Raw genomic sequence first — 13,171 nt, 5'->3', positions numbered from 1 at the left:
AAAAGAGCATGGGAAAAAGAGAACAAACGAGAGAGCGGATTCTTAGCGCTGCGTGGGAATTGTTTGAAACGCAGGGGTATCAGGAAACGTCTACGCGTCAGATAGCAAGGCAAGCGGGAGTGGCAGATGGCACGGTCTTTAGCCACTTTGAAAACAAGCTCGCGATATTACGTGAAGGTATGCTCAACCAGCTAACTCAGCTTGCGCAGCAAGGCTTGGCCAACCCTGTGAATGACGCAATGGAAATGGGGATGCAGTTCGCGACAACCTATTACGGTTACTATTTTTCCAATGTGAACCTGAGCCGAGCGCTGCTTAAAGAAGTCATCTGGGATATGGACTACTACCAGTCATACAATGATGCGGTATTTGCAAACTCGAACCTGCCGGTCAATGTAGCAGAGAAAATGCCGCTGATTATGGACTGCTATTTTATGACTCTGATTACTCACTTGAGCAAACCAGAACCCACTTTAGAAGCTGCCCTGAAAGAACTTGAAGGCAAATACCGCACTATATTGAATATCGGGTAGTTGAGGAGTAGGCGCAACGGCTGCAGAGCCTGATACATTCTTCTGACAAAGCCTTACAAAAACGATATACAACTTATTGAAAGGTTGTCGTATTTTCCAGCTCTGTTTCGTGTCTATGGTGAATACTCAACTATGAAAAAAGCGCTTTTACTCTTGCCATTATTGCTGTCTTCAACGGCGTTCGCGGGGAATCATCAAATCGGCTTTGGCATTGGGGGCGGTAGTACGGATGGCCCGAACGACTGGAGTGACTCAGGCTTTGCAGGCAAAATTGATTACGCGTATCAGTTCCACCCCAACTTTGCCGCGGAGATCGGTTATGCCGGAGTTGCGGGTATGACAAGTAATATCGTTACAACCGTGCTAGGAACGACCAAGCAAGAAGTGCAATACTCCACGGGTTTTGTGGGTTTGAAAGCGGGAGTATCTCCTGTCTCTTTTCTCAACCTTTACGTTGTCGGTGGTGCTAACTATTCCGATGTTGAGAAGACGTATACGCCTTCTGGTGGAACGGAACGAACCGACTCTCATACAGGGTTACATCCATACTATGGAGCGGGTACAGAACTGGTTTTTTTTAGTACTGTTGGCCTGAACCTAGAGTACAGAAAGTTTGTTTTGGCGGATGACTTTGAATCCGATGTGGTCTTTGCTGGTATGAATATTAAGTTCTGATCTAGCCCTAGATTCAAAAGAGAATGAACGGGAGTAGCATGGAAGTGCTATTCCCGTTTTTGATCGCCTAGCAAGGCATGGCTTTGAGGTTAGGGGAGACGATTAGCTCGGCTGCTGTTACTGACTGCACATAATCCAAGTCAGTGTCTGGAGCTATTTCAATGATTTCAATACCTTGTGGTGTGATGGTAAAGACACCCAGCTCGGTCACAATCAAATTAACCTGATTCATCGCCGTGAGCGGCAAGGTGCAGTGCTTCAAAAGCTTAGGTTTGCCTTTTGCTGTGTGCTCCATGGCGACAATGACCTTTTTTGCACCGACAACCAAATCCATTGCACCGCCCATTCCTGGTACCATCTTGCCCGGAATGATCCAGTTCGCCAGATTCCCTTGTTGGTCAACCTGCAGCGCACCCAGTACGGTGGCGTCAACGTGTCCGCCTCGGATAATGGCAAAGGAGTCAGCACTGTTGAAATAGCAGGCCCCTTCGATAGCGGTAATAGGTTGTGCGCCAGCGTTGACCAAATCTGGGTCCTGATTATTTTCATCGGCCAGTTCATCAATGCCCAATAGGCCGTTTTCTGCTTGCATCAAGATTTCGATGTCTTTGTCGACTTCGTTGGCAACCAGAGTCGGTAAACCTATGCCAAGGTTAACGATATCACCGTCTTTCAGTTCTTGAGCAACACGGGAGGCGATACGTTTACGGATAAGGTGTTTTTCGCTGTGACTCATGAGGCTTCTCCAACGAAAATATGATCAACATATAAGCTTGGGGTGTGGACGGCTTCCGGTTGAATACCCCCGATTTCCACCAGTTGTTCAGCTTCAACAATGACACGTTCAGCAGCCGTTGCCATCAACGGGTTAAAATTTTGGGTTGTTTTGCTGTAGAAGACATTACCTCGGTGGTCGACTTTAGAACCGCGAATCAAGGCTAGGTCAGCTTTAAGTGGTTTCTCTAGAAGGAACTGCTCACCGTCCACTTCAATAAGCTGCTTACTTTCGGCAACAAGTGTCCCTAATCCCGTTGGCGTCAAAACGCCGCCCAGACCAGCGCCGCCACAACGGATCCTTTCAGCTAGTGTGCCTTGAGGCACTAGTTCAACGTCGATTATGCCATCGTTCATCTGGCGGCCAGTTTCAGGGTTGAGCCCGATATGTGATGCGTACAATTTGGAGACGCGCTGCTCAGCAATCAGGCGACTGGTGCCGATATCTGGCAAGGCAGTATCAGTGCTTATCAAGGTGATATCCCGCACGTCATTTTCAATCAAAAGGTCGATGAGTTTTTCTGGTGTCCCTGTCCCCATAAAGCCACCGATCATAATCGTCATGCCATCTTGCAAGTATTGACTCACCTGCTCTGAAGAAATGCATTTTTTCATATCATTGCTCCTCGCAGCGCTTTAAGATCACTGCCGCGCCCATTCCGCCGCCGATACACAGTGAAGCCAAGCCCATGCGTTTATTGTTTCTTTCAAGCTGATAAACCAGAGTAGTGAGAATACGGTTACCAGAAGCCCCGATTGGGTGACCTAGAGCAATCGCACCGCCACTCAGGTTGCTGTTGTCGAGTAGCCATTGCGGCTCGACGTTGTGCTGGTGGCTAAGCTCTTTGATTACCCCTAATGCTTGAGCAGCGAAGGCTTCATTGAGTTCGAACACATCAATGTCACTTAGGTTTAGCCGCGCTTTTTCGAGAGTGTTATTGATCGCGGTGACTGGCCCAAGGCCCATGATTTCTGGCTTCAATGCGCCCTGACCATATTCGACAATTTCCGCGAGTGGTGTCAGGTTGTAGCGCTCCAACGCTTCTTGGTTAACAAGAATGACAGCCGAAGCACCATCGTTGATTCCAGAAGCATTGCCTGCGGTCACCGTTCCGTCTGGGTCGAAAGCCGCTCTTAGTTTGGCTAGACCTTCGATTGTCGCATTAGCTTTCGGATATTCGTCTTGTGAGACTTCGGTTTGCGCGCGACGTTGAGTTACGGTGATGGGCTCAATTTCAGCATCAAAGTGACCTTGTTCAATCGCTGTCGCCGCTTTGTTTTGGCTAGACAGGGCAAATTCATCTTGTGCTTCGCGGCTGATGCCGAGGTGTTTAGCTACGTTTTCCGCCGTGATGCCCATGTGGTAGTGATGAAACGCATCGGTCAGGCCATCTTTAATAATGGAATCTTCCAGATTTTGATGGCCCATTCGATAGCCACGTCGGATTTGGCCATTGGTAATAAAGGCTGCGTTAGACATGCTTTCCATACCGCCTGCGATCACCACTTCTGCATCGCCAGCGCGAATATGGCTTGCCGCGTCCATCACAGCTTTCAGGCCGCTACCACAAATCATGTTGATGGTATAAGCAGGGACAGAGTCTGGGATGCCTGCTTTGATGGCTGCCTGTCTTCCTGGCCCCATGCCTGAACCTGCAGTTAGGACATTGCCCATGATGACTTCGTCGACTAAATCGACAGAGAGATTTGCTTGAGCGATTGCGCTCTGAATGGCGTGGGCACCGAGCTCAACCGCTGACAATGGCGCTAACGAACCATTGAAACTGCCGATTGGCGTTCTCTTGGCAGCAACAATAAATACTCGTTTCATTTCTCAATCCTTTTGCCTGAATCCGATGGCTCTAGTCTATGAAAAGCCATCGCTAAGGTGTTATGCCCAGGAATTCAAAGCGACTTTGCAAATATGCAAAGTAACAATGTGGAACGGTTCACTGTTGATTGGTGACTTACTCATTAATGTATTGAAAATTAATGAGATAAGAGCATTTCTATGTCTATTTCTGCTGTTGAAACCTGTATCGCCACCGACACCGGAGTATTGGAATGACGCTAGTGACTGACCCATGGTTTTACGCCACGGCGATTCCCGCAGTATTGATCTACGGGATTGGCAAGGGTGGGTTAGGCGGCGCTTTAGGTATTATCGCCGTGCCTTTAATGGCCTTGGTGATTTCACCCACCCAAGCCGCGGCAATATTGTTGCCTATTTTGGTGGTTATGGATGCGTTTGCGGTTAAACAGCACTACCGAAATGCCGACTATGCCGTACTTAAGACAATGTTGCCTGGCGCTATTCTGGGTGTTGGTTTGGCGTGGGCATTTCTGAGTGTGACTCCGGAAACAGGGTTGAAGCTGACGATTGGATTGCTGTCACTTGGCTTTTGTTTACAACACTGGTTGAGTGGCCGCTCTTCTACCCGAAAGCCGGGTACAATCAGTGCTTGGTTCTGGAGCTCATTGAGTGGTTTCTCCAGCACTGCGATTCACGCGGGAGGGGGGCCAGCGAGTATTTATCTTCTGCCCTTACGATTAGAGAAGATACCTCTTATCGCCACGATGGCTGTGCTATTTGCGATTATTAATCTCTTTAAGCTGATCCCATACGCTGCATTGGGTGAGTTTGATAAGACGAACCTGTTGACTGCGCTTGCGCTGATTCCTTTGGCGCCGATTGGCGTTAAGTTGGGTGTGTTTCTGCTTCACAGAGTCAGCCAGGAAAGGATTTATCAGCTGTGTTATCTGTTCTTGTTTCTGTCTGGTATGAAGTTGTGCTGGGACGGGGTTGTTGACTGATTACCCCGCCTATTTAATACAGACGGGGAGGACATTCATCGGTTATTTTATCTGGTAGTTAAGCGCCAGTTGATACTTTTCCGCGTAGTCTTCAAGTAGCTGTGATTGGCTTTTATCGGCGTTGCCATAAAACAGGCCACCATTGTCTAACAGGTATTGGTAATCTTGTTCGATTTCTCTTCGAACTACGTCAATTCTTTTTAGTGTTGTTGGCGTACAGGACTGGCCGTGTAAGTCATCTTCAATGTCCAGAACATGTGAGCGAAAGGCTTCAAGTCTGAATTGTTGATTGAGTGCTTGTTCGTTATCCAATGCTGCTTTCCAGCGCTGAGCAATGGATTGAAAGTGAGTAATAACTTCGGGCAAAGCAGACTGTGAGTTAAGCCACTGAACCTTGCGCTGAAAGCTCTCAAATCCGAGTTGTTTAACGCTTTCATAAAGGGATAACTGATGCGCTGAACTAAGGTTTTGTTCCAGCAACCAGCCAAAGAAAAAACGGGTTTCAAAGCGTTCGACAAAGTGGAAAATTGGATCACTCAACCCGTTGCTGTTGAGCTCAGAGAGTGGATCAAACGGGTACATATACCCAAAATCAAACAGCCAGAGTTTGCCTACGTTATCTACCAGCAGGTTACCACTGCACAAATCCCATTCCATCAGGCCGTGCTGCTCGCACGCTTCCAGCGTGGTGAACAGCTGTTTGATGATCGATGGAGTGAGAGTTTGTACATGCTCACCTTCGATCCATGGGGAGATCATAAACCCGAGACGATAGTCGGCATACAAAGTGGGCACAATATTCTGAAACAGAGCGGATGTAGCTGGGTTTTCGCGTAACTGTTGGAATTGTTGTCGGCGCTGGACTTCATTTAAAAACGAATACTGGCCATCTAAGTTTTTCACCTTAGCGGTAGGGCGGCGCTTTTTCATGTTGTAGTCGCGACCATTGATTCGCAGGTGATAGACCTCAGCCGTCAAGCCTGAGTCGACAACTTTAACTACATAGGGTGATTCGTGGGTCAGTGATATGAGTTCTTCAGGTGGCAAAGGGCAGCGGTTTTTGTCACCAACGATAAGCGGTTCTCCGCTAAGGTCGAAGTCTTGTTGAGCTTTTTGTCTCGCGTTCATTTTCTTTCCTTTTCTTTTTTAATTATCAGGAGGATTTAAACGCGAAGGTGTACAAAAAACATCCTACTGACATGAATGTTTTTAGGGTGAGCTATAACGCTTACTTAAGCCTTATAGGGAGGAGCCCGTACTCCCGAGCAGGAAATCTTTGAAGCGGGTCACGAGTGGAGAGGCTTTTTGGGGAGGATGATAGTAGAGATTAAGGCTCCAGATACTGGTTTCGTAATCTTCCATTAAAGGAACTAAAGACTTGTTTGATATTGCTTCTTCGACAACAAACTGGGGAAGATAGGCGATTCCGGTACTTTTGAGCGCCGCTTTCAAGAGAAGATCGCTGTCGTTGACTTCGACACTTTTCGGAACCTTCATTTGTAAGGTTTCCGCGTCTTGTCGAAATATCCAGTCGTTACTGCCGGTTAATGTCCTTGCGAACAAGCAATGATGTTGAGTGAGGTCCTGAGGGTGCTGAGGTTCACCGTGGCGCTGTAGGTAATCCGGTGAAGCGACAACGATAAATGGGCATTGCATCACTTCACGCTTTACAAGCAGCAGGTCTTTTTCACGATACCCCTGAAATGAGGCATTGGCGCTGATCATCAAATCACATTCACTGGCATGATCTAAAGCCCAGGGCGTGACATTCAAATTGAAAGTCACGTCTGGGTTTTCAGTAATGTAGTCGGCGATCTTGTCGATCAGAAAATGATTGGCGTATACGGGCGTAACGGCAATATTGATGTGGCCTTTGTCACTGGCCTGAAAGTCTTCCAACTTACGGCTGATGCGTTCAGCGTTATCGACCAGTGGAGAAAACTCATCGAAAAGAGTCTGGCCAGCCTGTGTTGCGGTAAGAAGGCGGTTGGAGCGGTGGCAAAGTGGCACGCCAAAATGATTTTCGAGCTCTTGCAACCAGCGGCTGCCCGCAGAGACGCTGAGATTAAAATGGCGTGATGCAGCGGAGATGGATCCGGTGCGGATCACGTATACAAAAAAGGCCATTTTATCCAGCATGCGACTTCCTTATTCGCCAAAGCGAGCACCTGAGTGCTCGCTGTATTTTCCAATGTTATTGTACGTGCGCACTTTCCTGTTGAGTGGAGGAAGGTTTGGCTTTGCCAAGTTTTTGAGCCATCACTTCTTCCATTTTTTCCAGCGCTACACCTTTGGTCTCTGGTACATATCTGACCACAAAATACATGCAGATCATAGAGAGGGCGGCAAATAACCAGAAGCTGAACCCACCATTAAACTGTTCTTTGAGGAAGGCATTTTCATTGAGCATTGGGAATGATTGCGTGACGACGAAGCCAGCACACCACTGGGCACCAACGGCAATAGCCATTGCACGTGAACGAATGCTGTTAGGGAAGATTTCAGAGATCATTGTCCAGCACGCACAGCCCCATGAGGTCGCATAAGAGACTACGTACAAGCAAAGTGCAAACAGTGCAGAGTAACCCTCAGACTGGTTGAAAACTACGAAACCCACATAAGTCATGCTCAGAGCACAGCCAAGCGTACCCCATTTCATTAACGGTAATCTTCCCACTTTATCAATCAGGTACATACCCAACGCATTGCCGAGAATAAACACTAAACCAATAAAGGTGGTTTGGAATAGCGCGTTTTCCGTGCTGCCTACAATCGGTTTTAGGATCTCTGGGGTGTAATACATGATGACGTTGATCCCTGTGAACTGCTGCGCCGCGGCAACAAAGGTACCGACAGCGACGATTGACAGCATAAGGGGAGATTTAAGGCTGACTTGGCTTTTCTTCACAACACGGCTGGCCATCAAAGAGTCTTCTATTTCATTGATTACGCGTTGGGCATGCTCGGCATCTGAAATGCGGGTAAGTACTTGCTTAGCCTTCTCTTTCTGGCCTTTTAGCACTAACCAGCGTGGGGATTCTGGAATGGTGAAAAGCAGAGCACCAAAGATGATTGCGGGAATGATCTCTGAGCCCAGCATCCAGCGCCAGCCAAGATCCTGAAGCCACATTTCTGTCATACCTTTAGCGATCACAAAGTTGACGTAGAACACCACCGTCTGGCCGACAACAACGGATTGCTGAAACATGCTCACTGCGCGACCACGAAAATCCTTGGGTGCGACTTCAGACATGTACATAGGTGAGACAACAGCGGCTAGACCAACCGCGACGCCGCCAACAATTCTTAACATCGTATAGAAAGTGAAAGTTGGGGCGAGTGCTGAACCAACGGCCGATATAGCAAACAAAATAGCGGCCAAGAATAAAGTGTTACGACGGCCGTATTTGAGTGAGAACCAGCCTGCGCTGACTGCGCCAACAATACTACCTAATACTACGCTGGAAACTGCCCAGCCTGTCTGCGCAGGTGTTAGGCCAAAGTAATTCGTAATGGGGCCAATGGCTCCGGATATGACAGCCGTGTCGTAACCGAAGAGGATCCCACCTAGTGCGGCGACGCAACAGATTTTAATAATGTAGGCAAAGTTTCGTTGACTCTTATCCGTCGAATGACTCGATGACATGTTTCTCTACTCCTTTATATGAGAACCCGTCTCTCGCTCTACCATCGAACAGTGTGAGCTGGGTTTGGATGTTTGTTCACGTAATGGCAATTCCAGTTGGCTGCTGAGTGTCTTTGACGACTTATTAAAATGTTGCAGCTATGTTGGGTTTGTTAATGATAAGAATTTTTCATTGTTTCGGTTTTTTATCCTAGTCGTTCAAAACTTGTTCGGGAAGTGCAGTTAGTGTGTTTTCCGGAAAACTGTTACACAAATCAAATTGTGGAAAATATTTTCCAATGGCAGGTGTTTGTTTTAAGTGTTTGATTTTGTGGTGTTTATTTTTAAATGTGAGCAAGGTCAATTTTATGTCTGAGGCCTTATTGTGATTACTGTTAGCAGGCTTTTTCAGCAGTTTTTAAAGGTTTTCTATCGTTTGAAAAATATTTTTCATATCATGAATGTTGTTTTATAGTAAGCAGCAACTCAACGAATTGGTGCGATTGAACGAGAGATGAAAAGCATTTTCCAAAAAACACCGCTTTAGCGCTCTGATTCAATCCGTTTTTCGAAAACTTAAATCTTTGGAGTACAAACATGAGTAAGGTGCAATACGGAATTAGCCCACTGACCTGGACCAACGATGATATGCCTGAGTTGGGGGGAGAAATCCCATTGGAAACATGTTTGAGTGAAATGGCGCAAGCGGGCTTTACCGGTACGGAGCTGGGAACAAAGTACCCGCGAGAGCCAGAAGTGCTGATCCCACTTTTAGAGAAGCATAATTTGGTTCTCGCATCAGGGTGGTACAGCGGTAACCTAATGACGCTTACAGCGGATGAAGAAATCGATGCTATGCAACAGCACATTCGTTTGCTTAAAGCCGCTGGTTGTAAAGCGATGGTGTATGGAGAAGTGAGCAACAGCGTTCATGGCGATATCGATACTCCGCTCTCACAGCGTGTCATCCTCAGCATGGAAGAATGGAAAACGTACGGTGAAAAGCTGACCAAAGTGGCGAAGTATCTTTTAGAAGAGCACGATATCAAACTGTCCTTCCACCATCATGTTGGCACCATCTGTGAAACGGAAGATGACATCAACCTACTGATGGAGCTGACGGGACCGGAAGTATTCCTAACGTTAGACACAGGACATGTGACTTATGGCGGAGGCAATCCAGTTACCATGATTGAGCGTTGGGGACATCGCATTGGCCATATGCATTTTAAAGATTTGCGTCTTGGCGTGATGAAAACGGCTCGTGACGCCGATAAATCTTTCCTCAATGCCGTGCTTGATGGCGTCTTTACCGTCCCAGGTACAGGTGATGTTAATTATGACGATGTCTTCGCTGCCCTAAAAGCGCGCAACTATGAAGGCTGGTTGCTGGTGGAAGCTGAACAAGATCCAGCCAAAGCACATCCGCTCACATTTGCAAAAACCGCCTACGAAAATATCTCAGGTTATGCTGAAAAATACGGTTTATAACGGCTAACAACGTCATGCAGGAAGCACGCGTAAAGCAGGGACGCTTTGCTTAAATGCGCATCAAATATCAATGTGAATTAAAGGTCGACCCTGAGCCTCAAACGAGTGGCTTAACGAGGCTTAGGGACAAAACTAAGGACAGACAATAATGAAAACCATACGTCTTACGGTAGCAGAAGCACTGGCACAATATCTGGCTGCACAGAAAATTGAAGTTGACGGTAAAGTCGAGCAGTTGTTTGGTTGTGCATTTGCCATTTTTGGCCACGGTAATGTGACTTGCTTTGGTCAGCAGCTAAAGAATATTGAAGACAAAATTCCTACTTGGCGCGGCCAGAATGAGCAGTCGATGGCAACAGCGGCTATTGCCTACGCCAAGGCTAATCAGCGCCGACGCATCGGTATTGCAACGTCATCTATTGGCCCAGGCGCAACCAATATGGTGACAGCAGCAGGGATAGCCCATACTAACCGCCTGCCAGTTCTACTTATCTCGGGAGACGCGTATGTCAGTCGCCTGCCAGATCCGGTCTTACAGCAGCCAGAAAACTTTTACGACCCGTCGATCACCTGTAATGATGCTTTCAAACCGTTAACGCGTTACTGGGATCGAATCGTATCACCTTCGCAGCTGATTCATACTCTGCCGCAAGCGATCGATACTATGTTAGATCCGGAAACGTGTGGCCCAGCATTCCTAAGCTTACCTCAAGATATTCAGGGAGTAGCGTACGATTTCCCAGAAGTGTTCTTTGAAGAAAAAATCCACCGTATCCGCCGCCCTGAGCCTGAGTTAGCAGATTTAGAGGACGCAAAGGCTGCGCTGATGAAGGCGGAGAAGCCGCTGATTATTTCTGGCGGTGGCGTTCACTACTCACTGGCAACCGATGAGCTAAAAGCGTTCGCTGAAAAGCATAATATTCCGGTTGTTGAGACGATAGCAGGCCGCGCAACTATGCTGCAGGACAACCCACTGAACGCTGGTCCAATTGGCGTGACTGGCTCAGACTCAGCCAACTACATGGCTGCACATGCTGATGTGGTACTGGCAATCGGTACGCGTCTTCAAGATTTTACAACCGGGTCGTGGAGCGTTTTCCGCAATCCAGACATGAAGCTTATCGCGATGAATGTCGCCCGTTTTGATGCGATTAAGCACCGAGCACTGGCGGTAAAATGTGATGCGCAACGTGGTATGGCGCAGCTGTCACAACTGCTGGGAGACTGGCGCAGTAGTGATGACTGGGCGTCGACGGCCAAAGCGCAAGCCGACGAATGGAAAGCGGTCGTTCAACGCCGTACTAACCCTCAAGAAGGCGACTTGCTACCAGGCATGTCTTCTTATGCAGAAGTGATTGGCAAGCTCAACAAATCCATGCAACCCGGTGACACCGTTCTGACTGCGGCAGGAGGTTTACCTGCTGAGCTGGCTATGAACTGGCAGAACTACCAGATTGGCAAGTTTGACATTGAGTTTGGTTTCTCTTGCATGGGGTATGAAATCGCAGGGGGCTGGGGTGCGAAAGTCGCAAATCCAGACAACGACGTAGTCGTGCTTGTCGGTGATGGCTCCTACCTAATCCAGAACTCAGATATCTACTCGTCCGTTCTGACGGGTCACAAGATGATTGTGGTTGTGTGTGACAACGGCGGATTCGCTGTGATCAATAAACTGCAAACCAACACAGGTAACCAGTCATTCAATAACTTACTGGAAGATTGTCGACGCCCTGATGGTGAGCTGGCACGTGTGGACTTCGCTAAGCATGCGGAAGCGCAAGGCGCGATCAGCGAGAAACTGACCGACATTACTGAGTTTGATGCTGCGTTCCAGCGCGCTAAAGAAGCGGATCGCACCTACGTCATTGTGGTCGATATCGATCCTATCTCTCCTGCAACTTGGTCTAAATGCGACTGTTGGTGGGAAGTTGGACTACCAGAAGTAACTCGCAGCGAAGAGACCGCCAGCATTGTGGCGGAGTGGGAAGAAGGCCGAGTCAATCAACGTCGTGGCGTCTAAAAAGTTATTAGTGCATTGTTAAGCCGCTCTGAAAAGTGTGGCGTTAAGAAGGAATTGAAACATGTTTAATGAAGAGCGTCGATTTGAACAACCTATTCGCTGGGCAATGGTCGGTGGCGGGCGTGGTAGCCAGATTGGATATTCTCACCGTAATGCTGCGCAGCGCGATGGCTTATTTAAGTTAGTTGCGGGTGCATTCGATTTGGATGCCGAGCGTTGTCGTGATTTCGGCACCAATTTAGGTCTGGATAGCGATCGTTGCTACTCAAGCTATAAAGAGATGTTTGCCGCCGAAGCGCAGAGAGAGGATGGTATTCAGGCGGTATCAATCGCAACGCCGAATTCGACTCATTACGAGATCTGTAAAGCGGCGCTGGAAGCTAATCTGCACGTGGTGTGCGAAAAACCTATTACCTTTACTGTGGCTGAAGCCGAAGAACTGAAAACCATCGCAGCGCAGAACAACCGCGTACTTGGAGTTATGTACGGCTATACGGGCTTCCCTATGGTCCAGCAGGCGCGTGAGATGGTTCAACGTGGTGATTTGGGTGAGATACGTGTTGTAAACATGACCTTTGCGCATGGTTTCCACAACATTGAGCATGAAAAGAATGACCCTGGCTTAAAGTGGCGTGTTAGTCCTGAAGTCTCGGGCCCTACCTACGTGATTGGTGACATTGGTACACACGCTTTTTACCTGTGTGAAATGATCACAGGACTGGAGGTCAAACGTCTGGCTTGTATGCGCCAAAGCTTCATCGAATCACGTGCTCCTCTGGAAGATAACGCTCATGTAATGATGGAATTTGAAGGCGGCGCAGTAGGCACTTTGTGGGCGTCTGCAGTTAACTCGGGGGCTATGCATCAGCAGAAGATTCGCATCGTTGGCGAAAAAGCATCCATTGAGTGGTGGGATGAGCATCCAAACCAGCTTAAGTATGAAATTCAGGGTGAGCCACCACGTCTATTAGACCGTGGTATGGGTTACCTGCATAACGACGCAGAGGGCGTGGCCTCGAACCGCATTGGCGGTGGTCATGCGGAAGGTTACTTCGAGTCTTGGGCGAACCTTTACCACCGTTTTGCTCTCGCGTTTCAGGCGGCGAATAACGATGATCAGGAAACTCTGGCAAACCTGTGGTATCCGGGCATTGATGCGGGTATCGAAGGTGTTCGTCTGTGTGAGAAGTGTGTTGAATCCGCTGACCAGAATGCCACTTGGGTTGACTACAAATAGTC

12 protein-coding genes are annotated in these 13,171 nt (G+C 48.1%); 6 read left to right on the top strand and 6 right to left on the bottom strand.

Going from position 1 to position 13,171, the window contains the following annotated elements:
* The first annotated feature begins 8 nt into the window (after nucleotides 1-8).
* Together VIC_RS22415 and VIC_RS22410 are read left to right on the top strand one after the other, a co-directional pair.
* The gene (locus tag VIC_RS22415; protein ID WP_031342587.1) at nucleotides 9-533 is read left to right on the top strand and encodes a TetR/AcrR family transcriptional regulator; all 525 of its coding nucleotides are present in this window, start codon (nucleotides 9-11) and stop codon (nucleotides 531-533) included.
* 132 nt (nucleotides 534-665) lie between these two features.
* On the top strand, nucleotides 666-1,208 hold the full coding sequence (locus VIC_RS22410; protein ID WP_006962661.1) for an outer membrane beta-barrel protein: 543 nt from the start codon (nucleotides 666-668) through the stop codon (nucleotides 1,206-1,208).
* Between the two features lie 67 nt (nucleotides 1,209-1,275).
* Here VIC_RS22410 and VIC_RS22405 read toward each other — a convergent pair whose 3' ends face one another.
* From VIC_RS22405 to VIC_RS22395, 3 genes are read right to left on the bottom strand one after another with little or no spacing between them, the layout of a single operon-like run.
* Nucleotides 1,276-1,944: a 3-oxoacid CoA-transferase subunit B gene (locus VIC_RS22405; RefSeq protein ID WP_006962660.1), complete on the bottom strand. Its 669-nt coding sequence runs from the start codon at nucleotides 1,942-1,944 to the stop codon at nucleotides 1,276-1,278.
* Nucleotides 1,941-2,597 (bottom strand): CoA transferase subunit A, encoded by a 657-nt coding sequence (locus tag VIC_RS22400; protein ID WP_006962659.1) that lies wholly within the window; start codon nucleotides 2,595-2,597, stop codon nucleotides 1,941-1,943. The genes VIC_RS22405 and VIC_RS22400 overlap by 4 nt, the downstream gene beginning before the upstream one ends.
* Nucleotide 2,598: 1 nt before the next feature.
* Nucleotides 2,599-3,813 carry an acetyl-CoA C-acetyltransferase gene (locus VIC_RS22395; protein ID WP_006962658.1) on the bottom strand — a complete coding sequence of 405 codons (1,215 nt, stop codon included), beginning with the start codon at nucleotides 3,811-3,813 and terminating at the stop codon, nucleotides 2,599-2,601.
* 233 nt (nucleotides 3,814-4,046) lie between these two features.
* Between VIC_RS22395 and VIC_RS22390 the strand changes: the two genes are divergently transcribed.
* Nucleotides 4,047-4,796 (top strand): sulfite exporter TauE/SafE family protein, encoded by a 750-nt coding sequence (locus VIC_RS22390; RefSeq protein ID WP_006962657.1) that lies wholly within the window; start codon nucleotides 4,047-4,049, stop codon nucleotides 4,794-4,796.
* Between the two features lie 42 nt (nucleotides 4,797-4,838).
* Here the strand turns inward: VIC_RS22390 and VIC_RS22385 are convergent, their stop codons facing one another.
* The 3 genes from VIC_RS22385 to VIC_RS22375 all read right to left on the bottom strand — a co-directional run bounded on the left by VIC_RS22385 (nucleotide 4,839) and on the right by VIC_RS22375 (nucleotide 8,442).
* Nucleotides 4,839-5,924 carry an AarF/UbiB family protein gene (locus VIC_RS22385; protein ID WP_006962656.1) on the bottom strand — a complete coding sequence of 362 codons (1,086 nt, stop codon included), beginning with the start codon at nucleotides 5,922-5,924 and terminating at the stop codon, nucleotides 4,839-4,841.
* A 111-nt stretch (nucleotides 5,925-6,035) separates the two neighbouring features.
* Entirely contained in the window at nucleotides 6,036-6,935 is a 900-nt protein-coding gene (locus VIC_RS22380; RefSeq protein WP_006962655.1) for a LysR family transcriptional regulator, read from the bottom strand.
* Between the two features lie 55 nt (nucleotides 6,936-6,990).
* Entirely contained in the window at nucleotides 6,991-8,442 is a 1,452-nt protein-coding gene (locus VIC_RS22375) for a sugar porter family MFS transporter (protein WP_006962653.1), read from the bottom strand.
* Between the two features lie 576 nt (nucleotides 8,443-9,018).
* Between VIC_RS22375 and iolE the strand changes: the two genes are divergently transcribed.
* The 3 genes from iolE to VIC_RS22360 all read left to right on the top strand — a co-directional run bounded on the left by iolE (nucleotide 9,019) and on the right by VIC_RS22360 (nucleotide 13,169).
* The gene (iolE, locus tag VIC_RS22370) at nucleotides 9,019-9,912 is read left to right on the top strand and encodes a myo-inosose-2 dehydratase (protein ID WP_006962651.1); all 894 of its coding nucleotides are present in this window, start codon (nucleotides 9,019-9,021) and stop codon (nucleotides 9,910-9,912) included.
* Between the two features lie 148 nt (nucleotides 9,913-10,060).
* Nucleotides 10,061-11,932, top strand: a complete 1,872-nt coding sequence (gene iolD, locus VIC_RS22365; RefSeq protein ID WP_006962649.1) for a 3D-(3,5/4)-trihydroxycyclohexane-1,2-dione acylhydrolase (decyclizing) — start codon at nucleotides 10,061-10,063, stop codon at nucleotides 11,930-11,932.
* A 61-nt stretch (nucleotides 11,933-11,993) separates the two neighbouring features.
* Nucleotides 11,994-13,169, top strand: coding sequence for a Gfo/Idh/MocA family protein (locus VIC_RS22360; protein WP_006962647.1), 1,176 nt, complete (start codon nucleotides 11,994-11,996; stop codon nucleotides 13,167-13,169).
* The last annotated feature ends 2 nt before the right edge of the window (nucleotides 13,170-13,171 follow it).

This window comes from Vibrio coralliilyticus ATCC BAA-450, from assembly GCF_000176135.1.
GTDB classification, from domain to species: Bacteria; Pseudomonadota; Gammaproteobacteria; order Enterobacterales; family Vibrionaceae; genus Vibrio; species Vibrio coralliilyticus.
Note: the sequence above shows the minus strand (reverse complement) of the source record. Positions and strands in the feature narration are given on the sequence as shown.